General features: G+C 64.4%; 23 protein-coding genes. 9 read left to right on the top strand and 14 right to left on the bottom strand.

Going from position 1 to position 24,991, the window contains the following annotated elements; all coding sequences use genetic code 11:
• The first annotated feature begins 5 nt into the window (after window positions 1–5).
• Window positions 6–1,889 (top strand): aldehyde ferredoxin oxidoreductase family protein, encoded by a 1,884-nt coding sequence (locus tag AArc1_RS08320; RefSeq protein ID WP_228442413.1) that lies wholly within the window; start codon window positions 6–8, stop codon window positions 1,887–1,889.
• A gap of 238 nt (window positions 1,890–2,127) precedes the next feature.
• Here AArc1_RS08320 and AArc1_RS08310 read toward each other — a convergent pair whose 3' ends face one another.
• The 6 genes from AArc1_RS08310 to AArc1_RS19785 all read right to left on the bottom strand — a co-directional run bounded on the left by AArc1_RS08310 (window position 2,128) and on the right by AArc1_RS19785 (window position 8,279).
• The gene (locus AArc1_RS08310) at window positions 2,128–2,667 is read right to left on the bottom strand and encodes a TorD/DmsD family molecular chaperone (RefSeq protein ID WP_117363919.1); all 540 of its coding nucleotides are present in this window, start codon (window positions 2,665–2,667) and stop codon (window positions 2,128–2,130) included.
• On the bottom strand, window positions 2,664–4,034 hold the full coding sequence (nrfD, locus tag AArc1_RS08305; protein WP_117363918.1) for an NrfD/PsrC family molybdoenzyme membrane anchor subunit: 1,371 nt from the start codon (window positions 4,032–4,034) through the stop codon (window positions 2,664–2,666). Before nrfD ends, AArc1_RS08310 begins: the two co-directional genes overlap by 4 nt.
• Window positions 4,034–4,795, bottom strand: a complete 762-nt coding sequence (locus AArc1_RS08300; RefSeq protein WP_117363917.1) for a 4Fe-4S dicluster domain-containing protein — start codon at window positions 4,793–4,795, stop codon at window positions 4,034–4,036. Before AArc1_RS08300 ends, nrfD begins: the two co-directional genes overlap by 1 nt.
• Window positions 4,795–7,266: a molybdopterin-containing oxidoreductase family protein gene (locus AArc1_RS08295; RefSeq protein ID WP_117363916.1), complete on the bottom strand. Its 2,472-nt coding sequence runs from the start codon at window positions 7,264–7,266 to the stop codon at window positions 4,795–4,797. The genes AArc1_RS08300 and AArc1_RS08295 overlap by 1 nt, the downstream gene beginning before the upstream one ends.
• Window positions 7,259–7,519 carry a 4Fe-4S ferredoxin N-terminal domain-containing protein gene (locus AArc1_RS08290; protein WP_117363915.1) on the bottom strand — a complete coding sequence of 87 codons (261 nt, stop codon included), beginning with the start codon at window positions 7,517–7,519 and terminating at the stop codon, window positions 7,259–7,261. The genes AArc1_RS08295 and AArc1_RS08290 overlap by 8 nt, the downstream gene beginning before the upstream one ends.
• 142 nt (window positions 7,520–7,661) lie before the next feature.
• Window positions 7,662–8,279: a helix-turn-helix domain-containing protein gene (locus tag AArc1_RS19785; protein WP_117363914.1), complete on the bottom strand. Its 618-nt coding sequence runs from the start codon at window positions 8,277–8,279 to the stop codon at window positions 7,662–7,664.
• Between the two features lie 162 nt (window positions 8,280–8,441).
• Between AArc1_RS19785 and ilvD the strand changes: the two genes are divergently transcribed.
• Entirely contained in the window at window positions 8,442–10,166 is a 1,725-nt protein-coding gene (gene ilvD / locus AArc1_RS08280; RefSeq protein ID WP_117363913.1) for a dihydroxy-acid dehydratase, read from the top strand.
• Between the two features lie 201 nt (window positions 10,167–10,367).
• Window positions 10,368–10,523, top strand: a complete 156-nt coding sequence (locus tag AArc1_RS19005) for a hypothetical protein (protein ID WP_186336672.1) — start codon at window positions 10,368–10,370, stop codon at window positions 10,521–10,523.
• A 38-nt stretch (window positions 10,524–10,561) separates the two neighbouring features.
• On the opposite strand, the gene AArc1_RS08275 is transcribed toward AArc1_RS19005, so the two are convergent.
• The 3 genes from AArc1_RS08275 to AArc1_RS08265 all read right to left on the bottom strand — a co-directional run bounded on the left by AArc1_RS08275 (window position 10,562) and on the right by AArc1_RS08265 (window position 13,255).
• A complete protein-coding gene (locus AArc1_RS08275) occupies window positions 10,562–11,974 on the bottom strand; it encodes a cell surface protein (protein ID WP_117363912.1) in 1,413 nt (470 codons plus the stop codon).
• Window positions 11,975–12,222: 248 nt separating this feature from the next.
• Window positions 12,223–12,654, bottom strand: a complete 432-nt coding sequence (locus tag AArc1_RS08270) for an adenylyltransferase/cytidyltransferase family protein (RefSeq protein ID WP_117363911.1) — start codon at window positions 12,652–12,654, stop codon at window positions 12,223–12,225.
• Window positions 12,655–12,757: 103 nt separating this feature from the next.
• Window positions 12,758–13,255, bottom strand: a complete 498-nt coding sequence (locus tag AArc1_RS08265) for a Mov34/MPN/PAD-1 family protein (RefSeq protein ID WP_117363910.1) — start codon at window positions 13,253–13,255, stop codon at window positions 12,758–12,760.
• A 198-nt stretch (window positions 13,256–13,453) separates the two neighbouring features.
• Here AArc1_RS08265 and AArc1_RS08260 point away from each other — a divergent pair, with 198 nt between their 5' ends.
• On the top strand, window positions 13,454–15,355 hold the full coding sequence (locus tag AArc1_RS08260; protein ID WP_117363909.1) for a DHH family phosphoesterase: 1,902 nt from the start codon (window positions 13,454–13,456) through the stop codon (window positions 15,353–15,355).
• 362 nt (window positions 15,356–15,717) lie between these two features.
• Here AArc1_RS08260 and AArc1_RS19500 read toward each other — a convergent pair whose 3' ends face one another.
• The 5 genes from AArc1_RS19500 to AArc1_RS08240 form a co-directional block, all read right to left on the bottom strand.
• Window positions 15,718–15,846, bottom strand: a complete 129-nt coding sequence (locus AArc1_RS19500) for a hypothetical protein (protein WP_267130098.1) — start codon at window positions 15,844–15,846, stop codon at window positions 15,718–15,720.
• Window positions 15,847–15,966: 120 nt separating this feature from the next.
• Window positions 15,967–16,290, bottom strand: a complete 324-nt coding sequence (locus AArc1_RS08255) for a hypothetical protein (RefSeq protein WP_117363908.1) — start codon at window positions 16,288–16,290, stop codon at window positions 15,967–15,969.
• 69 nt (window positions 16,291–16,359) lie between these two features.
• Window positions 16,360–17,112 carry a tRNA-dihydrouridine synthase gene (locus AArc1_RS08250; RefSeq protein ID WP_117363907.1) on the bottom strand — a complete coding sequence of 251 codons (753 nt, stop codon included), beginning with the start codon at window positions 17,110–17,112 and terminating at the stop codon, window positions 16,360–16,362.
• Window positions 17,113–17,135: 23 nt separating this feature from the next.
• Window positions 17,136–18,128 carry a 2-phospho-L-lactate transferase gene (gene cofD, locus AArc1_RS08245; protein WP_117363906.1) on the bottom strand — a complete coding sequence of 331 codons (993 nt, stop codon included), beginning with the start codon at window positions 18,126–18,128 and terminating at the stop codon, window positions 17,136–17,138.
• A gap of 161 nt (window positions 18,129–18,289) precedes the next feature.
• The gene (locus tag AArc1_RS08240) at window positions 18,290–19,840 is read right to left on the bottom strand and encodes a hypothetical protein (protein ID WP_117363905.1); all 1,551 of its coding nucleotides are present in this window, start codon (window positions 19,838–19,840) and stop codon (window positions 18,290–18,292) included.
• 230 nt (window positions 19,841–20,070) lie between these two features.
• On the opposite strand from AArc1_RS08240, the gene ligA reads away from it, so the two are divergent.
• The 5 genes from ligA (at window position 20,071) to AArc1_RS08215 (ending at window position 24,910) form a co-directional block, all read left to right on the top strand.
• A complete protein-coding gene (gene ligA / locus AArc1_RS08235; RefSeq protein ID WP_117363904.1) occupies window positions 20,071–21,825 on the top strand; it encodes an ATP-dependent DNA ligase LigA in 1,755 nt (584 codons plus the stop codon).
• A 176-nt stretch (window positions 21,826–22,001) separates the two neighbouring features.
• Entirely contained in the window at window positions 22,002–23,150 is a 1,149-nt protein-coding gene (gene hisC, locus AArc1_RS08230; RefSeq protein ID WP_117363903.1) for a histidinol-phosphate transaminase, read from the top strand.
• Window positions 23,147–23,689, top strand: coding sequence for an adenylate kinase family protein (locus tag AArc1_RS08225; RefSeq protein ID WP_117363902.1), 543 nt, complete (start codon window positions 23,147–23,149; stop codon window positions 23,687–23,689). The genes hisC and AArc1_RS08225 overlap by 4 nt, the downstream gene beginning before the upstream one ends.
• The gene (locus AArc1_RS08220; RefSeq protein WP_117363901.1) at window positions 23,686–24,297 is read left to right on the top strand and encodes a CDP-alcohol phosphatidyltransferase family protein; all 612 of its coding nucleotides are present in this window, start codon (window positions 23,686–23,688) and stop codon (window positions 24,295–24,297) included. The genes AArc1_RS08225 and AArc1_RS08220 overlap by 4 nt, the downstream gene beginning before the upstream one ends.
• Before the next feature lie 58 nt (window positions 24,298–24,355).
• Complete coding sequence (locus AArc1_RS08215; RefSeq protein ID WP_117363900.1) at window positions 24,356–24,910, top strand: multiprotein bridging factor aMBF1; 555 nt, start codon at window positions 24,356–24,358, stop codon at window positions 24,908–24,910.
• Window positions 24,911–24,991: the final 81 nt, after the last annotated feature.

Genomic DNA, 24,991 nt, shown 5'->3' with positions numbered 1-24,991 from the left:
TCGCCGTGGACGGACTCCACGGCCGCGTCGCCGTCGCCGACCTCGACGCCGGTGAGGTAGCCACGTGTCCGATCCCCGACTCGTGGCTCGAGCGCCACCTCGGCGGTCGGGGACTGGGTATCCGCCTGCTGCTCGAGTCGATGTCAGCGGGAGTCGATCCGCTCGGCCCCGAGAACCGACTCGTGTTCGCGGCGGGGCCGCTTTCGGGCTACTCCGTCCCCGGCAGTTCGCGATACTGGGTGGGTGCCCGTTCGCCGCTGACCGGGAGCCTCGGCGAGTCGTACTCCGGCGGCTCGTTCGGCCACTTCCTCGCCCGGTCCGGCGTCGACGCGATCCTCGTCGAGGGACGCGCCGACGACCCCGTCGTACTCAGAGTGACGGACGGCGACCTCACGCTCGAGCCCGCGGGCGACTGCTGGGGCGAGCCGACGGACGTCGTCGACGACGCGCTGGCGAGCCGTCCGAACCGGGCTGTCGCTGCAATCGGTCCCGCCGGCGAACACGAGGTCCACCTGGCTTCGATCATCAACGACAGCGGCCACGCCGCGGGCGGCCGCGGCCTCGGAGCCGTCATGGGTGCCAAACGGCTCAAGGCAGTCGTCGTCGGCGGTGACAGCCCGCCGCCGCTGGCCGAGCCCGAGCGGTTCGAGAGACTCACTCGAGCGTTCAGACGTGGGCTCGCGGAAAACGAGCGCCTCCAGCAGTGGGCCACCTTCGGTACCACCGCTGCCGTCGAGATCCTCCACGAGCAGGGGTTGCTTCCGACGAAACACTTCGAACGCGGCCGGTTCGAGGGGGCCGACGAGATCGGCGCTCGAGCGCTCAACGCGTCCCTTCAGGTCGGCCAGCGCGGCTGTCTCGGCTGTCCGCTCGAGTGTAAGCCCGTCGTCCGCGGCGAGTGTCGCGGCGTCTCGATCGACGACGCCTCCGGCCCGGAGTACGAGACGCTCGCCGCCTTCGGTAGCCTGCTCTGTAACGACGACCTCGAGGCGATCGCGCTGGCGAACCAGCGCTGTAACGCCCTCGGCATGGACACGATCGGCGTCGGCCACGTGATCGCTGCTGCGATGGAAGCCGGCCATGTCGAGTGGGGCGACGCCGACGCCATACTCGGGCTAGTCGAGCAAATCGCCACCCGTGAGGGGATCGGCGACGTGCTCGCGGACGGCCCGGACGCGGCCGCCGAGGCGCTGGGCATCGACGACGCGGCCACGGTCAAGGGTGCGCCCGCGGGGATGCACGATCCGCGCGGGAAGAAAGGACTGGGGCTCTCGGCCGCGACCTCGCCCCGCGGTGCGACGCACATGGAGGGCTTTCACGATACGCTGGTCGAACACCACGTCGAGACCGACCTGCCGGTCGAAACTGGCCTCGCCGCGGACGCGACCGACGGCAAACCCGACGCCGTCGTCACCTTCGAGAACGCACAGAGCTTCGTCAACTCGCTCGTGTTCTGCTCGCACGTCGTCGTCACCGTCGGACCGGACCGCAATTTCGAGTCGCTGTGTGCTCTCGCCGCCGCAGCCACCGGCCTCGAGCTGTCCGTCGAGACGGCACTCGAAATCGGCGAACGAAACTACGCGCTCGGGAAGCTGTTCGCAGCCAGAGAGGGCTTTTCGATCACCGACGACTCGCTGCCAAAACGGCTCCGGAAGCCACTCGCTGACGATCCAGGCGGACCCGACCTGCCGCCGGCGTCGTTCGACCGCGAGGAACTCGAGGCGATGAAACGCGACTACTACGACCGCCGTGGGTGGACCGACGACGGTATCGCCCCCGAAACGCTCGAGCGACTCGGCCTCAGTAGAGTAGCCACTGCACGTCAATGTGCACCTGATCACCAGACGGGTCGGCGATCAGTGTGCGAATCGTTGCAGTTGTTACTATAGCCTCACCGAGAACACGACAGTGGTGGCAGTCGTAACCGAGGGTGGAGCAGTCACCGGAAACTGACTGGTGCGTTTCGACGCCGGGCCCGGTCCCCGGCTCCAATCACGTATTAACGGGCTCATGCGGATCGGTACAACGAGTGGATGTGATCGCTCACACCGGTGTCGATCCGAGCGTGGATGGGTGGGGTCAAAGATCCGGCCGCCCGAGACGAAATACGAGTGCCAACCGCTCACTTTACTGCTCGATCGCGGCAGCAGTCAACTCCGCAAGCGCCCGGTAATACGGCTCACGAGTCTCCCGACGAACGCCCTCGAGGAACGCAGTCATCCACTGACGGGGATGTTCGTCGAGGAACTGTTCGCAGGTCTCGACGTCCTCGTGCTCGAGCAGGTACGCCGCGAACTCGAGTTCGGTCGCGACGTGGTCCGGTAGATCGGGCCAGTCGGGATCTAACCCCAGTCCGTAAGTCTGGTACCACTTGACGACCGCCCGCGTCGTCGGGCCGAGGACGGAGTCCCTCGAGTCACGATAGACGCTCTCGTAGGGCGGACATTTCGGCTCTTCCGGACCGACGAACAGCCGTGCGTGCTCGACACGCAGGGACTCGATGTCGGCGTCCCGAACCGCTGGATCCACGTCGGCCAGCGTTTCGACCGCCACGTCCTCGAGCAGGGTTTTGGTTGGCTGTCGCCAGCACGCTGCCAGCACGGCGTAGCCGCCAGCTAGCACCGTTCGGTCCTGTTCGTCGGTCGGAGACAGTGCGGACGTACTCATCGTGGGCCACCACCAGGAGTGTCCCGTCCACCATCAGTGGCGACGGACGCGTCGGTGTCCGTCGTCTGCTGTTCGGTCCGGCTGACTCGGACGGCTTCACCGCCACCGGGCTGGATCGGCACGAATCGGAGCCCGAGCGTGACGATCAGCGCACCGAGTGCGACGATCCCGATCGTCACCAGCAGTTCGACCAGCGTCGGCGTGTAGTAGCCTGCGGTCACCCAGACGTCCGAGCCGACTCCGACGTAGTCGGTGCCGCTGGTCACGCCCGGTGCCGCGTCGATGTTCAGGTCCTGATAGCCCGTAAAGAGCAGGTAGACGCCCTCGAAGAGGATGCCGACGATCGCCAGTACGCTCGCGACGAACACTACCCACAGTTTTCGGCGCAAGGACGGGACCGCCAGCAGGACGATCGGCACCGCCCCGCCGACGACCGTCCACAGCCAGAAGTGGATGGAGTCGCCCACCAAGAACGCGCTCGTGATCGCCCAGAATTCGAACTCCGATGCCCACGCGTGGGGGAGCCGTTCGGCTGCGACCAGATAGACGACGTGAATCGCGACGAACACACCCAGGACCTTCCCTAACTCGGGGACGAGTTTCTGTGGCAACCGGAACCGAGTGAACCGATCGACCAGAATCGCCGTCACGACCAGCAGCGCCAGCCCGGAGACCAGCGCCTTCATGATGAACATCGGCGCGACTAGCGGGTTGAACCAGTCGCCACGACCGATCTGGGTCGCGAAGATCCAGCCGGTCACCGAGTGCAGCGCAATGGCGAGCGGAATCGCCACTGCGGCGGCCCAGAACGCCAGTTTACGGTCTTTCTTGCGCCCCTCTTCCGTGTCCTCGGTGCCGAACGCGAGGCGCGAGCCCATCTTCGCGAGGTCGCGCCGCGTCAGCAGCCAGAGGTAGCCGGCGCTGAACAGCCCGTAGACGAGCACGATCCCGAAGTCCCACACCATCGGCGACCTGAAGTCCGGCGACGTGAGAAAGCCGATCACGCGGCTCGGACGACCCAGGTCCGGCAGGATCAACAGCCCGGCGACGACGATACACGCCAGGCTCAGCAGGATCCCCAGCGGCGCCAGCGTCGCGTACCGGTCCGAGTGGAAGAACTTCGGTGCACTCGAGATGATCAATCCACCCGCAGAGAGACCGATGAAGAGGACGAACAGCATGATGTACAGTCCCCAGGAGAAGACGTTGTTCATCCCGGTGACTGCGAGCCCCTGGCTGAGCTGATAGCCCCACGCGCCGAAGCCGACGACGATCGCCAGCACGAGCACGCCCAGCCAGGCCTTCCCGCGAGTGCCGAACTCGGGAACGACGACGCCCGCCTCGGCTCGTTTCTCGGACGAACTCATCAGGCTTCACCTCCCGTTTCGTCCTCGGTACCACCCGGCGGCTCGTACGTGATCTCCTCGCGGCGCTGGGGTGGCTCTTCGAGTTCACTTTCCATCTCGTTGCCCAGGTGGTTTCGTCCAGGCGTCATCTCACCGTTGACGTAGTGGGTGTTCGGCTCGGTGTCGAGTTCCTCGAGCAACTGGTCCGTGTCGTACTGCTTGACGTACCGCGAGACGGTGCTGTCCGGATCGTCGAGGTCGCCGAAGATGCGGGCGCTCGACGGACACGCGATCGTACAGGCCGGATCGAGCCCCTCCTCGAGGCGGTGGCTACAGAAGGTACACTTCTCGACGACGCCCTGCTCGCGCTCTTCGACGTTACCGGTGCCGTCCGGGGGAACGGTTTCTGGTTCGTCGTAGTTGAACACGCGGGCGTTGTACGGACAGGCGCTCATACAGTAGCGACAGCCCATACACTTGTCGTAGTTGACTTCGACGATGCCGTCGTCGCGCGTGTAGGTCGCGTTGACCGGACACACCTTCACACAGGGGGCGTTCTGACAGTGTTGACACGCCGTCGGCTGGTAGTCCATCGACAGCGTTCCGTCACCGCCGTTTTCCGGGAACTCACCGTTCGGTGTATCCATCCCGTCACCGCCGACGGTCAGGATCCGGTTCCAGGCGTTCCCCATCGAGACGTTGTTCTCGTCGTTGCAGGCCACGGCGCAGGCGTGACAGCCGATACACCGTTCCTGATCGATTACCATCCCGTAGTTTACCATCAGTCGTCACCTCCGGTTGGAAGTTCCTCGAGCCACTCCGTCGGCTCCGGGTCGTCGTATCTGCTCGTGTCGGCCTCGGGGGCTGGCTCGACTTCGACGCGGGTATCGTAGAACGCGAAATTCTCGATCGCGTCGCTGACGTCCGTGTGTGTGAGGTCGTTGAGGTGCCCGGCGACGAAGTCGTCGCCCCACCATCCTTGGTCGGTGTTGACCAGCCCTGGCCGATACCCGTCGTTGTACTTCGCTTTCACGACCATCTCGCCGCGCTCGTTGTGAACCCGGACGTAGTCACCGTCCTCGATGCCACGTTCTTTGGCGTCCTTCGGATTGATGTCGAGTTGCGGTTCGGGGTTGATCTCCCGAATAGCCGGGTTTTCTGCCCACTGTGAGTGGATTCGCCATCTCGAGTGGCCCTGGATGAACAGCAGCGGATACTCGTCTGCGAGTTCGTGATCGTCGGCCGTCCGATCCTCCATCGGCACCGGAACCTCGAGCGAGACGTCGCCCTCCGAGGGTGCGTCCTCGTCGTAGATCTCGAGGCGGCCGGTTGGCGTGTCGAACTCGCCGGTGAAGACGACCTCGTCGGTTTCGACGTGGACCGTCCCCTTCTCCTGCAGTTCCTCGAACGTGAACCGATCCTCGGCCTCGAGGATCTCACGGAGAAGTTCGGTCCGATCGCGCGTGAAGTGTTCTCCGTAGCCGAGACGCTCAGCGAGACCAGCGAGCATCCAGTTGTCGCTCCTCGAGTCCCAGAGCGGTTCGTGGGCCGGTTCGCGGTACATCACGTGCGGGTGTTCGCCCGCACCGGTGACGTCCTCGCGTTCCGTCCAGTGGGAGGCCGGCAACGCGATGTCGGCGTACTGAATGTTCGGCGTGTGATGGATGTCGGCGACGGCGACGAGATCGAGGTTCTCGAGTGCGTCCAGCCAGCGCTGGCGATCCGGCATCTGGTTGGCCACGAAGTTCGATGATTGAGCGTACATCATCTTGATCGGCGGGTCCTCGTCGCCTTCCATCGCCGACAGGATGCTCTTTTGCTGGATGTTGCGTGCTCCTGGGCTCCCCTCGACCGTGCCGTAATCGCTGTCGAACCCGGAGCCAGCGAACCGCCCACCGGTGATCGAACCGCTTCGGCCGTAGTCGCCAGTCAGCGCCAGCAAGATTGCATATGCCTGCCCGAAGATGTGACCGTAGACGTAGCGGTCGACGCCCAGCCCGGTCATTATGCCGCCGGGACCGCGAGACGTGAGCCAGCGGACGGTCTGGCGGATGTTCCCTGCCTTGACGCCGACCGTGTCTTCGACGGCTTCTGGGGAGTAGTCGGCGACGGCGGCTTCGATCTCGGTGAGCCCGGTCGTCACGTCGTAGCCGTCGACCTCGTACTCGCCGAAGAGCGCGTACTCGCCGTAGGTCTCGGGTTCGAGCGGGACCGGTTCGCCGGTTTCTTCGTCGATCGCGACCGGCGTCTCGTCGTCGCCGTCCTCGAAGACGTCGCCGGTCTTGAGGAGTTCGTCCGTGTCGGAACGGACCAGCGCAGGTGCGAGCGTGCGTTCGCGCAGAAACTCGCGATCCTCGAGTCCTTCCTCGAGTACGGTGTGAATCATCGCCATCACGAGGTGGATGTCTTTGCCCGGCTTGACCGGAAGCCAGAGATCGGACTTGGCCGTCGTCTGGTTGTAGACAGGATCCACGGCGACGACTTTCGCCCCGCTTTCGATCGCATCGAGGAGAAATCGTGCGTCGGGGTTGAGCCGACTCCGGAAGACGTTTCCGCCCCAGATGATGATCGTGTTGGCGTTTTTGATGTCGGTCCGCATGTTCGTGGGCGTGTTGAAAAAGCCCTCACCCGTGATCCGGTTGAACCCGAGGCCGACGTTGATGTCGATCGACCACTCCTTCATGGTCCCGCCGAACAGGTTGGCGAGCCGTGAGAAGACGGTCCCGTTGATACCGCTGCCACCGGAACCGAGTTCGAAGTAAACGCTTTCGGGCGCGTATTCCTCGCGGACGCGGTCCATTTCGTCGGCGATGTAATCGAGCGCCTCGTCCCAGGAGATCTGTTCGAACTCGGCGTCGGGGCCTCGTCCTCCCGGGTTCGGATCGTTCGGCGACCAGTCGCTGCGGACCATCGGGTACTTCAACCGATTCGGGTTGTAGGTTCGGTGAACGTGGCTCTGCCCGAGGGTACACGCACGCCTGAATTCCTCGCGTTCGGGTACCTGCGGTTCGACTTTTCTGATCTGCCCATCTCGAACGTGAATGTCGAGCGGACAGTGTCCCCGACAGTTCGGGGAACAGTAGCCGCTAACCACCGTGTTTTCGTCGAGGAACCGCTCGACGTCGTGGACCTCCTCGCCCTCTCCGAGCGATCGAAGGACGTTCGTTCCACCATACCCCAGTACGCCAGCTGTTGCACCAGCGGATAGCAGTACGGAACGCCTGCTCAAGCCGTTTTTATCGTTGTCACTCATGTGTATCGTCTCCTCCTACCGGTCGTTCGTCAATGCCGAACTCGTCGACCACGACATCGTGGTACTTCTCGTAGAACGCCGCTTCGGACAGGTGTCCGAGAGTCACGCGAACGGCGTCACGACTCATCCGTTTCCCGAGCTCCGCATCGTGCGGTCCCAGGTCGAGTATCTCGTCGGCAGTCTCTCCCCATATCGAGGGGTCGATCCCGTCGACGTCCCCGACGATCGCCGCTTGACTCGGTTCGTTTTCCATTGGCACCCTCCAGTTACTCCTACGATCGATTCGGCCCTCCGCCCGTTGGCGAACAATTTAGCACTTTATAAGCATCTGATCGGAACGATGGATTGGAGATAACGAACAGGACCCACAGCCTGCTGCAACGTCGAAACGAAAGTTACCGCTCGAGGAGGTCCAGAAGAAGCTTCGATTCGGCAGAACTGAGTCGTTGCGAGAGGCTCGATTTCGAGACCTCGAGTTTCGAGGCCAACTCGTCGAAACTGATCTGTCGGGGGGAACTGTAGTACCCCGATTCGATCGCCACTGTCAGCGTGTGTTGTTCGTGTTCGGTCAACACCGAAAGGTTGACAGATCTGACGTCGCTCGTCTCCCGGTCAGTCGGTACCGAGAGCCGCCTCAACGAGACGTCATCGGCGACTTCCCGCAGATCACTCACGATATCCTTTAGGACGTCCCGATTCGGGAGATAGGTGCTAATTACGATGCCGTCGTCTCGTGTCCCTTCCAGGATCGGTACGCAGTTGTAATCCATAAACACGGCACAGAGACACTCCGGCGATACGTCAGTCTGTACTTGCTCAGGACATGGCTCGTCTCGTCCTCCCTCTGCAAGGATGTGACAGCAATCGCCCAGTATCTTATGCGAGATAACTGAACTGTTGCTGATCTCTTCTAATGGACAGGGGCAATGGCCTGTGCTAACTGCTATCTCTGCTCGCAAATTCCGTTGCCCGTCATTATCTTCCGTGAACTTATCCCTTAGCTGACCCTTCATGAGTAGAGATCCGAACAGATCGGACAAGAGGTCACAGGATATTCCTACTCAATGAGAAGCGACCGTTACGTGACGACAGTGACGCTCGGCATCATGTGAGATGTGAACTACAAACTCCGCCAAGAAAGGGTAACTTATGATGGCCCGTCCCAAGATCCGTGCATGAGCAGCGATGATCCGTTCGATTACGGTAAAGACGAGAGCCTACAGAGCCACGAGGTGACCCAGGGCGCCGAGAAAGCTCCACACCGGGCGATGTTCCGGGCGATGGGCTTCGACGACGACGACCTCTCCTCGCCGATGATCGGCGTGGCAAACCCCGCGGCGGATATCACACCGTGTAACGTTCACTTAGACGACGTCGCCGAGTCGGCCATCGAGGGCGTCGACGAGGCCGGCGGCATGCCGATCGAGTTCGGGACGATCACCATCTCCGATGCGATCTCGATGGGCACCGAGGGAATGAAAGCGTCGTTGATCTCCCGCGAAGTGATCACCGACTCCGTCGAACTGGTCGCCTTCGGCGAACGCATGGATGGCCTCGTGACGATCGGCGGCTGTGACAAGAACATGCCCGGCATGATGATGGCCGCCATCCGCACCGATCTCCCGAGCGTCTTCCTCTACGGCGGTTCGATCATGCCCGGCGAACACGACGGCCGCGAGGTCACCATCCAGAACGTCTTCGAGGGCGTCGGCGCCGTCGCCGACGGCGAGATGTCCGAGGAAGAACTCGACGAGATGGAACGTCACGCCTGCCCCGGTGCGGGCTCCTGTGGCGGCATGTTCACCGCGAACACGATGTCGTCGATCTCCGAGGCGCTCGGCTTCGCGCCGCTTGGCTCGGCGTCTCCGCCAGCCGAACACCACGGCCGCTATACGGTCGCCCGCGAGAGCGGAAAACTCGCCGTCGAAGCCGTCGAGAACGGCCTTCGTCCCTCCGATTTCCTCTCCCGAGAGTCCTTCGAGAACGCGATCGCGTTACAGGTCGCTGTCGGCGGATCGACCAACGCTGTCCTCCATCTGCTCGCACTCGCCGCCGAAGCCGGTATCGATCTCGAGGTCGAGGACTTCAACGAGATCAGTGCCCGGACCCCGAAGATCGCCGACCTCCAGCCCGGCGGGAAGAAAGTCATGAACGACCTCCACGAGGTCGGCGGCGTCCCCGTCGTCCTCCGTGAACTGCTCGAGGCCGACCTGCTCTACGGTGACGCACTGACCGTAACGGGCGAGACGATGGCCGAAGCGCTCGAGCGTGATGACCCACCCCGGGTTGCTGACATCGATGCTGACTTCTTACATACTGTCGAGGACCCCATCCACGAACGCGGCGCGATCCGTATCCTCACGGGCAACCTCGCGCCCGACGGTGCGGTCATCAAGATCACCGGCGAGGACCACCTCCATCACGAGGGCCCCGTTCGGGTCTTCGAGCAGGAAGAAGACGCGATGGCCTACGTCCAGGAGGGGAACGTCGAGGAAGGCGACGTTCTCTGTATCCGCAACGAAGGTCCCCAGGGTGGCCCCGGTATGCGCGAGATGCTCGGCGTCACGAGCGCCGTTGCCGGGCAGGGTCACGCCGACGACGTCGCCCTGTTCACCGACGGCCGCTTCTCCGGCGCCACGCGTGGGCTCTCCATCGGCCACGTCGCTCCCGAGGCGTTCGATGGCGGCCCCATCGCCGCACTCGAGGACGGCGACACCGTCACCATCGACGTCGACGACCTCGAGCTGTCGGTCGACCTCACCGACGAGGAGATCGACGAACGACTCGAGGCGTACGATCCCGAGCCGACCTACGACAGCGGCGTGCTGGCGAAATACGGCCGCGACTTCGATTCGGCAGCTAACGGTGCGGTGACGAATCCGGCTGCAAAGCGAGAATAGAGGGATTCCTGCGACGTTTCACGGCGTTTCACGTGGTCGAACGGCGTTCGACTGTGACACGTTGATCCTTCCGTGAGCACCAATTTCATCGCAAACTGCGAGTAATCGACGCTTACGGATCTCGAGCGGTCCGTACCGTTCCCTTCGAGTTCCTGCATCGGCCTTTCTACTGTCTACCACGGATGGACTCCCGAACAACGAATGTACAAGTACTGCCTCGAGTGTGGGTGGAATCTATCGACGGCTGAGGGCTACTCCGAACAGGAGGTGTCGGAACGAGCGATCGAACACTTCGTCGCGACGGGACACACGGTCGAGTCACTACGGCTTCCGCCACCGATCGCGATCGAAAACTGAGACCAACAGCAGTTCGGACGAGTGGGGGATTGCGTCGATTAGAACGGCGGCGAGTTCGGAATCTCGCTGTCGAACTCCGCTGTCGGTCGGACGCCGATTCCGTGGAAGTCCGGCGTGTGGATCGACTCGTCCTCGAGGTCCTCGTCATCGTAGTCTGCGATCGGATCGGGTTCGATGACGTCGACGATCTCGCGGCTCTCGACGTCGAGCACCGAGAAACCGGGGATCACGCCGGTCGCAGCGTGGGGGTCACCGGACACTGGTTCCGGGCCGCGGAGCGTGACGAACATGTACTCGCCGTCCGGTGAGGCCCACATGATGTCGGGGGCGTCGCGCTCGTCAGGATCGTCCGACTGGTGCTCGCCGTACGCGTCGATCTCTTCGATCACCTCGTCGGTCTCGGGGTCGACGATGACGCCGTCGTTCGTCTCGCGGTTCAGGACCCACAGCTCTTCGCCATCTGGGGTGAACCAGAAGCCGTGGGCGTCGATCCCGTCGGTGCTCTCGCCGTCGACGAGGATCTCGTCTTCGGCGGTGTCGTAGACGTAGTAGTCACCGACGCCCTCGTATTCGAGCGTCCCCTCCTCGGCGTCGGGATCGGACGGCAGGCCCGCGGTGAGGTAGAACTTGTCCTCGGTCGGGTGGGGCATCGTCCCACAGTTAGTCGGCAGTTCGTCGCCGGAGTAGGCGCGTTCGACCGCGAACTCGTCGTGGTCGACGATCACGAGCGCGCCGTCGTGGTAGCTCGGTCCCAGCGTGTGCAGCGTCCGACCGTGTCCGTCGTACTGATGACAGATCGGTTCGCCGGAGTCGATCCCGGCTTCGGCGACGACGTCGCTCTCGTGGATCTCGATGTAGTCGACGACCTCGAACGTCTCGTCCTCGAGGTCGGCATCGACGCGGACGATCTTCCGGTCGCCCATGACGTCGACGTGGAGGTACTCGTCGGACGGATCGAACGAGGCCATGTGTGAGCCGGGTCCGGTGTCGATCACACCAACGAGTTCTCGGTCTTCGGTTCGGAAAACGAGTGTTCCGGCCCCCTGACCGCCTCCGGCCGTACAGGCGATGGCCGCGTACTCGTAGTCGGAACTGAAGTCCATCATGTGGGGCACGACGCCTTCGTCCGGGACGTCTTCGAAACCGTTGACGTCGATCTCCTCGACGTGGTCGAACTCGTCGTCCCCGTCGCCCGGCTCGTAAATGTGAATGTTATCTCGGCCCTGATCGAGCGCCCAGATCTCATACTGGGCGGTTGCGTCGTCGTCCGGTTCGTCGTCTGGCTCTTCGTCAGTGTGCTCGTCGTCGTGATCGTCCGGGTCGTCGTGATCCTCGTCTTCATCGGGGTCGGGCTCCGGGTCCTCCTCGCCGCCGGTACAACCGGCAACGGCGATGACGCCAGCCGTTGCACTTCCCGCGAGAAACGTCCGTCGTGTTGGGTCCAACTCCATGTCTCATCGATCAGGACTGCACAATCAAAAGTATGCGGGTTACAGGCCCTCTCGGCGGCAAATTTCGGTGTTTAGGGCAGATAGAGGAAACGGTTGCCGCAGGTCGATAGCCACACTCGAGTGATCTCCCGATAGCGCCGCCTACCCGTCGTTTGACGGGCAGTGAGGTCGGCGTGGTGTCGTCGGTACTGGCAAATATCGCCGCTAGCTACGTTGGATATCGTAACCTCCCTGGAGCGGCGACCGACTCAACCCCGACGCTCGAGAATCCGATCGATGATGAGTCGTGTCGAGAGGATTTCGTCCTCCGTGGCGGGTTCACGGCCGCTGACGCGTCTAACTTCGCAGTCGATCCCGCGGCGCTCGAGTTCCGATTCGATGGCCTCCGCGTCGTGGTGTTGGTCGTGGCCCAGCGCAATCACGTCAGGCTCGAGTTCTTCGATCGGGACGAAGATGTCCGCTTCGTGGCCGAGGATGGCTTCGTCGACGGCCTCGAGCCCGCCGATCACCTCCCGTCGCTGCGTCGCGGGGCAGATGGGCGCTTCCTTGTGATCGACGTTCGATCGGCGGGCGACGATGACGTAGAGTTCGTCCCCCATCGCCGCCGCTTCCTCGAGGTAGTGAACGTGGCCCGGATGAACGATGTCGAACGTCCCCTGGGCGATGACGGTCCGGGTCACGACTGCCTCCTCGTCGCCGTGGGTACAGCTGCTGTCGCCCGGTAGTCAGATGGCAGTTCGCGGTGGCCGTGTCGTCGCTCGAGCGGGTGAGTCGATCCTGTCGTCATCGCCGTAGATCCTCGTCGATGTCGTCTTGGGTAAAATCGAAAAACTCCTCTTCGTCCGGCAGTTCGACGTCGAGGACGTTCAGGGTCGTCGGTTTGCCCTCGGAGTCGAACGCTCGCCAGTCGTTCCGTCGGTACGGCGCGCCGATGATGATGTGGACGCTCCCCCGGCCGAACGTTCCGAGGTCCGCGCCGCTGGGTTCGATCACGCCGTTTGGGTGGGAGTGGACGCTGCCGAGTGCCTTGACGTCGTTCGGAATCTGGCTCGTCCGCACCGTCGCGCTGACGCTGTTGACCTCCGTTCCCGGGACGACCAGAATGTCCGTGATGACGAGGCCGTCCTGGTCGAGCCCGAGTTCGTCCGCCTCCGTTCCTCGCAGAAAGCCCATATACTCGTGTGGATGGGTCGCCTCCGAGGATTCGAGGGCAAACTCGAGGGTCTCCTCGGCGATGCCGAGGATCTCGTTCGAGCGAAACAGCGCGTCGAGCAACCCCATAGCAGATTGTCGGTGCTTGCGGTTGCTAAACGTTCCGATGCCAGCCGCCGTCGCACGCGACGACCAGCGGATCGATCAGTCGGACCCGTACCCAAACGCCAGCTCCCCTATCGAAACGCCGTCTTCCGGTTCCCTTTCTGAGGCGCGTCTCGCTTCTTGACAAGGGTTATACGCGACCACCGCAAAAAGGGAGCTACGATGACGCGTGAGTCCGCCGGGAATTCCGGCGACGACGGGTATTCCGTCGTCTACGATCTTGATTCAGACTGTACTGTTGATGACATCTCCCACGACACGCCGTATCTCGCCGAGATCAACGGCATCGTCGACTACGGCGTCTTCGTCGATCTCTCCGACGAGGTCTCGGGGCTCGTCCACGAATCCGTCCTCGAGGGCACCTACGCCGTCGGCGATGAACTCGTCGTCGAACTCGAAACCGTTCGCGACAACGGCGACGTCGCCTTCGAGCCGATCGACGTCGACGACTACGCCGTCCAGGCGGTCTCTCACGACTACGCCCTGACCGGAACCGACCGACTCGAGGCCAACGTCGGCGAGCAGATCCACCTCGAAGGCGAGGTCGTCCAGGTCAAACAGACCGGTGGCCCGACCATCTTCCACATCGCCGATGAGTACGGCGTCGTTCCCTGTGCCGCCTTCGAAGAGGCAGGCGTTCGAGCCTACCCACAGGTCGAAGTCGGCGACGTCGTCCGGATCACTGGCACCCCGGAACACCGCGACGGGTCCGTCCAGATCGAGGTCGACGGCCTCTCGAAACTCGACGACGACGTCGCAGCCGACGCCCGCGAGCGTATCGAGGCAGCGATCGAAGCGCGCGCCGAACCGCACGACGTCGAGCCGCTGATCGACTGGCCGGCGTTCGAGAAGCTCCGACCGGACCTCAAAGAAGTCGCACAACTGCTCCGTCGAACCGTACTCGAGGGTCGCCCGATCCGCGTTCGCCACCACGCCGACGGCGACGGCATGTGTGCGGCCGTCCCCGTCCAGATCGCCCTCGAGCGGTTCATCGCGGACGTCCACGAAAACGACGACGCCCCACGCCACCTCGTCAAGCGACTGCCCGCGAAGGCACCGTTCTACGAGATGGAAGACGCCACCCGCGACCTCAACTTCGCCCTCGAGGACCGCGAGAAACACGGTCAGCAACTGCCGTTGTTGTTGATGCTCGACAACGGTTCGACTGCAGAGGACGTACCAGCCTACGAGACGCTGGCTCACTACGACATCCCCATCGCCGTCGTCGACCACCACCACCCCGACCCCGAGGCCGTCGAAGATCTGCTCGACGCCCACGTCAACCCGTACCTCCACGACGAGGATTACCGCATCACGACGGGAATGTGCTGTGTCGAACTCGCGCGGATGATTTACCCCGACCTCACCGACGAACTTCGTCACGTCCCCGCCGTCGCCGGTCTCTCGGACCGCTCGAAAGCCGATGCGATGGGCGACTACCTCGAGCTCGCCGCCGAGGAAGGCTTCGACGAGGAGCGGCTTCAGGACGTTAGCGAGGCACTCGACTACGCTGCTTTCTGGCTGCGATACAACTCCGGCGATCAGCTCATCCAGGACGTCCTCCAGGTCGACAGCGACGACGACGAGCGCCACGAGGAACTCATCGAGTTCTTCGCCGAACGCGCCCGCGAGGAAGTCGACGAGCAACTCGACGCCGCGATGGCCCATCTAGAACACGAGGATCTGGACAACGGTGCTCACCTCTACCGGATCGACGTCGAGAACTTCGCTCACCGCTTTACGTTCCCCGCACCGGGCAAGACGACGGGTGAGATCCACGACCGCAAGATCGAAGAGACTGGCGACCCGGTCATCACTGTCGGCTACGGTCCCGACTTCGCCGTGTTGCGCAGTGACGGCGTTCGCCTCGACATTCCGCGGATGGTCTCGGAACTCGAGGAGGAGGTTCCAGGCGGCGGCGTCTCCGGTGGCGGTCACCTCGTTGTCGGCTCGATCAAGTTCGTCAAAGGAAAGCGCGAGGACGTGATCGACGCCCTAGTCGAGAAGATGGAAGACGCCGAGATCGACGAAGCGCTCTCGAGTGCAGCGCCGATCGACGACTGAGCCACCGGGCGCGTTGTCGGTTGACCCACGACGGTAGATGAGACGGGGCGGAAAACGGACGACTCGGCTGCTTCTCTTACCCGGTCGCTTCTTCTCCCCCTGGACTCCTTGGACCCCTCTTGAACCGTGCGGGTCAGGGGACGAGAGCAGAATCCGCCGATATGCGTTGACCAACCTCGTAGCTGTGCGTGTGCCTCGGCGTATCCGCCTTCGACATTTCGAGAGAATTTCTCGGAGGGTCGTGTAGTCGACTGGACGCCGGACTCATCCGGATTACTGGAACGATTTACCGGCGCAACCGCCGGACAGGTGTGGTTGGGTCGGAAATGACTTACCTAGGCCCTATCAGGGGGCGATCCGCCTCAGTCCGAACCGTGGCGTGGGGTGTAGCCACAGTCCGTACAGACGAGTGACTCGTGGGTTGCGGTGACGTCGCCGCTACATTCGGGACAGCAGTATCGTGGTTCGGTCGGGGACTGACTGATTGCCATGACTGTAGCCGGGGGACGAGAGATAATAAGCTGACCTATTATCAAGACTTGAGTATATTATTGGGATAATATTTATCCAGACTCGGTCGACCGCCGTCGGATAGCTGGTCCAGAACTGGATCAGAACCTGTAACGGCGCTCGTCGTCCAGTTTCGGGTACTGGTCTGCGCCGGTCATCTCGCCGAACGTCATCCCAGATAAGTACTCGTCGTACGTGACGTCGAAGCCCGACCGGAGGTGAAAGTCGAGTTTCCCCGTCTCGACGGTCGTCTGAAAGAGCATGTGAATCGCCCGTCGGACGAGTTCGTCCGTCTCCTCGGGCTCGAGGGCGGTCTCGAGCAACGCGAGTTCGTTTCTGGTCTCACGGTCGAGCGAGACTGCGAGTTCGTCGTCGAAGTCCGTATACTGCTGTGCCATCTCGTCGGTCAACTCCTCGAGGCTCATGGCAGGGTGCAAGCGGGCCCGGAGGTTAGGCCTTTCGTGGTTTGCCGACCGTCGACGCGTCGCGGTATCTCACCGGGTCGCCTCGACGCCCAGATGTCGATCCACCGCGTCGCGAACCCGCTCGAGCACGACTGGGTTGTCACTGGGACGACCGACGCTGACGGCGTCAGCGCCGTACTCGACGTACTCGCGAACGGTTGGCTCGTCACGAACGCCGTTGTTGGCGATCACGAACAGATCGGTCGTCGAGACGACGTCGGCGATCACCGACTCCGAGTCCATCGCGTCGACGTGGACGAAGGTACCGCCGGCGTCCTCGAGGTCGCATGCGAGAGCAGCCAGGTCGACGCCCGGCACCTCGGTACGGACCTTGACGCCGACGGTCGCGCCGGTGGCGCTCGCCTGCTCGACGTACCGCTGGAGTCGGTCGGCGTCCGCGAGCAGCGTCTCGCCACAGCCGACCGCACACAGTTCGTTCTGTCGACAATGGGCGTTGATCTCGAGTAACGCATCCCGGTCGCGACAGATGCGGGCGGCCTCGACGACCGGGCCGGGCGTCGCGCTCCGGACGTTGAACGCCGGCTGAATGGGGACGTCCGTGAGGGCGGCCAGCTGATCGTCGACGAACGCGAGGGGATCCGGCGGGAGGAACTCGGCTCGGTCGCGTTCAACGAGGTCGCGAGCAGCCGCTCTCGAGGCGTCGTCGAGTGCGATACCGCCGAGAAACGCGGCTCCAGCGTACGTCGCGCCCGCTCGAGCCCAGTCGGCGTCGGCCTCGCCGCTCAGGCTCGCGAGTGCGAGTCGGGGCCGAAACGAGACCATTGGCCGTGGTCGACGGGACGGACTCAGTTGACGGTTTCGATGGCGTCTTCGATGGTTCGAACGACCCGTTTTGCGTCCTCGGGGCTGTCGATCGTGACGTCCGTCCGCAACGTGGGTCGGTCGAACGTGGTGTCGTCGGCCTCGTCGATCACGAACGCGTCGGCGAACGGGTACGCGGTTGCGAGTCCGGCGGTGCTCGGCTCGGCGTTGACGGCCTCCATCAGGTCGCCAGCCGGGCCCGAGAAGACCTCGTCGCCGAGAAACGGCGACACCGCGACGACCGTCGTCTGTGCCAGTGCGTCGGCGACGCCGGGCAGTGCGAGCATCGGACCGATACTCGTGACTGGGTTCGACGGACCGATAACGACGGTGTCGGAGAGGGCCTCGAGGACGCCGGGAGCGGGCTCGGCGTTCGAAGACCCACGGAACTCGACGGTTTCGACGGTCGGCTCGCCCCGGTGGCCGACCCAGTACTCCTGGAAGTGCATCATTCCCTCGTCGGTGTGGACGAGGCTAGCGACCGGATCGTCACTCATCGGGAGGAGGTCGACGCTGAGACCGAACGCGCTGGCGAGCCGCTCGGTTGCCTCACTCAGGGTGTAGCCCTGGTCGATGAGGCTCGTTCGCGTAATGTGGACGGCTCGGTCTCGGTCGCCGATCGTCATGAACTCCGCGATGCCCGAAAACCGTCGCCAGTTCGCAAGGTCGCGTCCGGCCGTCTGCTGGTCTTCCGGCAGATACTGCGGTCCCTCGGGGAGATCCGCCGCCGACGCGAGATCCATCAGCGCCGCATTCGTCCGATGCGTATCGCCGTCGATACCCCACCACGTCTCGCGGTCGAGAACACCACCACCCTGAAAGAGGAGCGTGTCGACGTCCGGCGACACGAACAGCCCACCGAGTTCGATGTCGTCGCCCGTGTTCGCAACGATGGTGGTGTTCTCCGGCGAGAACGCCACACCAGCACCGTCGAGCAGTTTGGGGGTTCCGGTGCCACCGGAGAGGAACGTTACCATACGCTACTGTCTCGAGGCTGGATACTTAACCGCTGTCGCTCATCCGGCCAACGGGGCGGTCGGCAACTCCCTCGGGTGGCCGTTCGACTCATACTGTCGGACAGTGTGAGAAGTCGCCGCTCCCGTCCAACGAATCCGCTTCGGCGCTCTGTCTGACAGTTTCAGTCGCCGATCCAGTCGGCGAAACTCCCCTCGAGCAGCGTCTCCCGCTGGCGGTCGACGTAGCGCCGTTGCATGGTCTCGAGCGCCTCATCGAAGGGAGCGCCCGCCTCGAGTTCCTCGCGGACCTGTGTGACCTTCCAGTCGGCCGGGGTCACCGCCTGGCGGACGCGCCGCCGGAGCGGGTAGAGGTACTTGGCTGCCTCCTCGTTGCTCAGACCCCGGTTTCGCAGACCGTCTTCGGCGTGGGCCAGCAGGTCGTCGTACAGTGTGAACGCGTCGGTCGTCTCCTCGCCGTCGTTCGTGATCCACGTCAGGTCGGCCTCGAGGCCGTCGCGCATCGCGGCGTAGAAGTTCTCACGGGCACGCTCCCACTCGAGTTCGACGACGGGGTGTTCGAGGCGGGTCAGACTCTCGAGCAGCCCCGCGAAGGCCGCGAGGAAGGCGACGCTGTCGCGGACGGTCGGCTGGGCGGGGATCGGTCGGAACTCGATCCGGGCGTTCGCAGCCGACCGTGTCGACCCGTCGAACACCGGCCTGACCCACCGCCAGTAGGTGCCGTGTTTGCGTCGGAAGTGTGGGAACTGATCGTCGAAGCGCTCACCGGGTTCGACGGGCATCGGCACCATCGTGTCGTCGGCCGCGATTCGGTCGATGGCTTCGTCGACGTCCGTCAGGTCTCGCGGGAATCTGACTTTCCCCTCGCCGGTCGTCGGGTCGTTCAACACGGTCTCGAAGACGCTGATCCGGTGTTCCATCCAGGCCTCCTCGAGAATCCGCTCGGCTGGCACGTCGTCGTAGAGGTCGGCGGGGAAAAACGGCGAGTTGACGCCGAGTGCGAGCAGCGGTCCAGCGATCCGGAGCGCGTAGGTGAAATACAGCGGGAGATCGGGGGCGTGGGCTACCTGATAGTGTGGCTGAATCGACGTGATGAGGCTCTCGGGCATGACGGTATCGGCCTCGAGCGAGACGTTCGGTGCGTCGAGGCACATGCCCGCGGCGTCGGCACGATCCGTGTTCGCCATCGCGTGGTACCGGGCGGACCCGCTCATATTCGTCGCGATTCGGATCGGTCGTTCGTGGCCAGCGCCGTCGGTCACCGACCGCTCGACGCTGTCGGTGAGATACGACGATGCGGGCTCGCCTTCCGGCGGAATCGTCCAGAGCGCGTCGCTGACCAGTCGCATGCGTTCTGTTTCGGTGACCCGGAGTGCCGCCTCGAGTTGGGATTTGACCTCGGACTCCTGGGCCCGAAGCCCGTGGGCGTTGAGTGGCTGTGGACTGGTCGTCATCTCCGCGTTGTGCAGCCCCAGTTCCTTCTCGAAGCCGATCAGCTCGAGCAGTCGCCGCGGCACGCGACGCAACGAGCCGTCGTCGGCTTTGACCGCGTAAAACTCGTATTCGAGGCCGACGATCGCCTGTGGGTTGTCGAACGCCCCGTCCTCGACCGCGTCTTTGAGCACCTCGGCGTCCTCCTCGGCTCGCTGCCGAAAGCCCTCGGCGTCGACCTCGAGCACGTCAGCGACTCGCTTCGCGAGTTCCGGCTCACTCATACACCCCGGATGCGGGCCCGACGGTCTTTAAAACACACTACTCGAGACGCCACGGCGCTCGAGCCAGTCGAACGACTCGCTTTTCCCCGGCGTAAGGACGTCCGATACGAAGCCGAGTGACACCGCAGCGAGCGGTTAGGGTGGACCGTCGATACCAATGCCGCAGCGTCCGACCGCCAACCCGCGAGATCACAGAACGGTTTTACTCCTGCCAGCGATAGAGACCGCCGATGGAGTTCGCCACGTTCGCCGACCGAGCCGCCGCCATCGAAGCCGAGCCTGCCGACCTGGAAATCGTCGACCACGTGCGTGCCCTGCTCGAGGACGCGAGCGACGACGACCGTGGCGAACCGCAGACTCTCGAGATCGTCGCCCGGTTCGTCCAGGGACGGGTCGTTCCCGCGTGGGACTCGACGACGCTCGACATCGGGCCGAGCACCTGTTACGAGGCAATCGCCCGCGCGGCTGGGACGAACGTGAGCGCCGACGACGTCGAGAACCGACTCGCCGAGCGCGGGGAGATCGGCGACGTGGCGGCGAGCTACGACTTCGGCGGCCAGCAAGGCCTGAACGCGTTCACGACTGGCGGTGACGACGGCACGGGCGGGCTCACCGTCCGCGAAGTGTACGAGACGCTCGTCGACCTCGCCGCCGCGGACGGATCGGGGAGCCAGGACCGCAAGGTCGACCTGCTCTTCGGGCTGTTCAACCGCTGCTCGAGCGACGAAACCCGGTATCTCGCCCGACTCGTCCTCTCGGAGATGCGCATCGGTGTCGGCGAGGGCACCGTCAGAGACGCTATCGCTGCGGCGTTCGACGTCCCGGTCGACAACGTCGAGCGCGCCCTGCAGGTGACCAACGATTACGGACAGGTCGCGCGGATCGCCCGCGAGGAGGGGCTGGACGGTCTCGACGCGGTCGACCTCGCGGTGGGTCGGCCCGTCCAGGCGATGCTCGCCCAGGCCGGCACCGTCACCGACGCGCTCGAGGAGTGGGACGAGGCCGCCGTCGAGTGGAAGTACGACGGCGCGAGAATCCAGTTACACCACGATCCCGACGGGATCGAAACCGAGACGACAGCGGGCGAGGCGGGGTCGACCCGCGTCTACTCCCGGAACATGGAAGACGTCACCGCCGCGTTGCCGGAGGTCGTCGAGTACGCCGCCGAGACCCTCGAGCGTCCGGCGATCATAGACGGTGAGGTCGTCGCCGTCGACGAGGCTGGCGAGCCGCTCCCGTTCCAGGAGGTCTTAAAACGGTTCCGACGAAAGCACGACGTGGCGAAAGCCCGCGAGGACGTGGCCGTCCGCCCCGTCTTCTTCGACTGTCTGCACGCCGATGGCGAGGACTTGCTCGAGGAGCCGCTGGCCGACCGTCACGACCGACTCGAGGACCTGTTAGCCGCGGCTCAGCCTGACGGCCCCGATCCTGGGGACGTCGACGGCCTCTCGTTGCTGTGGCTCACCGACGACCCAGCCGAGATCGAGGCGATCGACGCCGAGGCGCTCGAGTCGGGCCACGAGGGGATCATGCTCAAAAACCCCGACTCGACGTACTCGCCGGGTCGACGCGGAAAACACTGGCGCAAGCGCAAACCCGACGTGGAGACGCTCGACTGCGTCGTCACCGGTGCGGAGTGGGGCGAGGGCCGCCGGGCGACGTTCCTCGGCACCTTCGAACTCTCCGTCCGGAACGAGACGACGGGCGACCTCGAGACCGTCGGCAAGGTCGCGACCGGAATCACGGACGCACAACTCGCGGAGCTGACGGACCTACTCGAGCCCCACGTCGCGAACGAAGACGGGCAGGCGGTCGACATCGCGCCCGCGATCGTCTTCGAGGTCGGCTACGAGGAGATCCAGACTTCGCCGACGTACTCGTCGGGCTACGCCCTGCGATTCCCGCGATTCCTCGGCGTCCGCCACGACAAGGACCCCGAGGATGCGGAGACGCTCGAGCGACTCGAGCGGCTACGGGAGCCGTAACGCTCCCGGCCGAGGGTCTCGGCTCGTCGGCTCGAACGGCCGGTCCTCGATCGAGCATCGCCGCGTGGCGACCCGGTCCGGGTCGTTCCATAGTCAGAGCCAGCTGCTTGCACGCTCGGCGCCGGCCGCGAGGATAGGTAAGCACCCTTAAGAGCCACGACCGTTTGCATGTCGGTATGCAACCGCGTGACCTGTCCGATCACGTCGCCTACGAGGCGGGTCGGGGTATCGAGGAAGTCGCTCGCGAACTCGACCGGGACCCCTCGACGTTCGTCAAACTCGCGTCGAACGAGAACCCCCACGGCCCCTCGCCGGCGGCGACCGAGGCGATCCGGGAGACCGCCTCGAGCGTCAGTTCCTACCCGAAAGCCGCCCACGCCGACCTTGTCGCGGCGATCGCCGACCGTTGGGACGTCGAGCCCGCACAAGTCTGGCTCGCGAACGGCGGCGACGGCGCGATCGACTACCTCCACCGGGCGACCCTCGAGCCCGGCGAGTCGATCCTCGTGCCGACGCCCGGCTTCGCCTACTACGGCATGAGCGCTCGCTTTCACCACGGCGAGATCAGCGAGTATCCCCTCTCTACGGACGACGACTTCGCCCAGTCTGCCGAGGACATCCTCGAGGCCTACGACGGCGAGCGGATCGTCTGGCTGACGAGCCCGCACAACCCCTCCGGCTCGACGATTTCGCTCTCTGAGATCGAACGGCTGGCCGAGGAGACGACCGACGAGACGCTGGTCGTCGTCGACGAAGCCTACGGCGAGTTCGCCGACCGCGAGAGCGCCACTGCCCTGCTCGAGGGCCGCGACGGGTTCGACGCCCGCGACGACGTGGCCGTCCTCCGGACGTTCTCGAAGGCCTACGGACTGGCCGGGATTCGCCTCGGCTACGCCGTCGTCCCCGAGGCGTGGGCGGACGCGTACACCCGCGTGAACACGCCGTTTGCCGCGAGCGAACTCGCCTGCCGGGCCGGGCTGGCCGCGATCGACGACGACGAACACGTCGACCTGACCGTCGAGACGGCCCGGGAGGCCCGCGAGTACATGCGCGAGGCGATCGACGCCCACGTCTGGCCGAGCGAAGGGAACTTCGTCCTCGCCGACGTCGGCGACGCCGCAGCCGTCGCGGACGCGATGCAACGACGCGGCGTCATCGTCCGCGACTGCTCGAGTTTCGGCCTCCCGGAGTGTATCCGAATTACCTGTGGCACCGACGCCGAAACCAACCGCGCCGTCGACACCCTGAACGAGGTACTCGCCGACCTCGACCTCGAGACCGACGGTGCCGACGCGGACGCCGAACGTGAGGTGCCCGACACGTGAGGGTCGCCGTCACCGGGACCCCGGGAACGGGGAAGACAACCGCGACCGAACTGCTCGAGTCACGACTCGCGGACAAAGACGCCGACTCGGAGCCCGCGCTCGAGGTGATCCACCTCAACGAGGTGCTCGAGGAGGAGGGTCTCTACACCGAGGTCGACGCCGACCGCGAGAGCAAGGTCGCCGACCTCGAGGCGCTCGCCGACTGGCTCGAGGGACGGGACGACGCCGTTATCGAATCCCACCTCGCCCACCACTTCGACGTCGACCGCGTCGCCGTCCTCCGGTGTCGGCCGACCGACCTCGAAGAGCGGCTACTCGAGCGCGGCGAACGCGAGGCCAAAGCCAGGGAGAACGCCGAGAGTGAAGCCCTCGACGTCCTTCTCGCCGAGGCGGTCGAGACACACGGCCTCGAGTCGGTCTACGAGATCGATACGACAGACCGCGATCCCGAGGCGGTGGCCGACGCGCTCGGGGCGGTCGTCGCGGGCGAGCGCGAGCCGACTGCGGGCGACGTCGACTTCGTGGGGTATCTCGAATGACGCTCGATAAGTTCAGACCGTACGTCTCGCGCTTTCTGGACCCGTTCGTAAAGGGGTTCGACCGCGTCGGGATGAGTCCCGACGGAGTGAGCCTGCTGGCGTTCGGAATGGCCGTTCTCGCTGCTGGTGCGTTCTTCCTCGGTGGCCGTGCCGATCCCGTGTGGTACGTTGCGGCGGCGGCACTGGTCTTTCTGAACGGCTGGCTCGACGTCGTCGACGGTGCCCTCGCCCGCGAACAGGAGGTCGCTTCCCCGGCCGGTGACCTCCTCGATCACGTCCTCGACCGGTACGCCGACATCGTCGTTATCGGCGGCATCGCGGCCGGGATCGGGGATTACTTCCTCGGTTTTCTCGCCGTCACCGGCGTCGTGATGACTTCCTACCTCGGAACCCAGGCTCAGGCTGTCGGCTTAGACCGCGTCTACGGCGGCCTCGTGGGCCGAGCAGACCGGCTGGCGATCATCGGCGTCGTCGGCTTTCTCGCCTACCCGATTTCGGGAACGTACGGCGGGCTGGCACTCGTCGGCTGGCTGCTCGTCTTCCTCGCGGTCGTCGGCCACCTGACCGCGCTACAACGCTTTTTCTACGCCTGGTCGGCGCTCGAGTGATCCGCCGACGCGGGAACTCGCCGCATGGTTTATGGCTCGCCACGATATAGGTCCGGGCATGGTTCAGTGCGAGATGTGTGGCGCCGAGACGTCGTCCCCGAAGACCATCAAAGTCGAAGGTGCGGAACTCGACGTGTGTTCGAACTGCACCGACTTCGGCACCGAGGTCAAACAGCCGGCCAGCTCGAGCACCTCGACGAAGTATTCGACGAGCTCGAGCGGGGGGTCCTCCTCGAGTTCGAGCAGCGGTGGCTCGTCGGCCGGGTCGACCGCCGGCTCGACGAGCAGCGGTGGCTCGAGTCGGAGCCGAACCGACATGTTCGACGACATGGACGAACTCGCGCCAGACTACGACGACCTCGTTCGAAACGCCCGCGAGGACAAGGGGCTCAGTCAGTCCGACCTCGCGAACGAACTCAACGAGAAGGCAAGTCTCATCCGAAAGATCGAACGCGGTGACACCCTCCCTAGCGACCGGGTCCAGTCGAAACTCGAGCGATTTCTCGACATCGATCTGAGCGCCGAGGGAGCCTCGGCCGACGACTCCGAGTGGTCCGGTGGCTCCTCCTCGGGGAGCTACACGTTGGGCGACGTCGTCAAACGCAAAGACTGAGCTCACCACCCGACGAACCGTCCTGCTGGGGCGGCTTTCGGGGTCTCGCCGCCCGGAGCCGATGTGTCCGACTGACGCCGA

Origin of the sequence: Natrarchaeobaculum sulfurireducens, assembly GCF_003430825.1 — an archaeon.
In the GTDB taxonomy this organism is placed as follows: Archaea; Halobacteriota; Halobacteria; order Halobacteriales; family Natrialbaceae; genus Natrarchaeobaculum; species Natrarchaeobaculum sulfurireducens.
The sequence above is the reverse complement of the archived record's forward strand: the minus strand, read 5'-3'. Positions and strand labels throughout refer to the sequence as shown.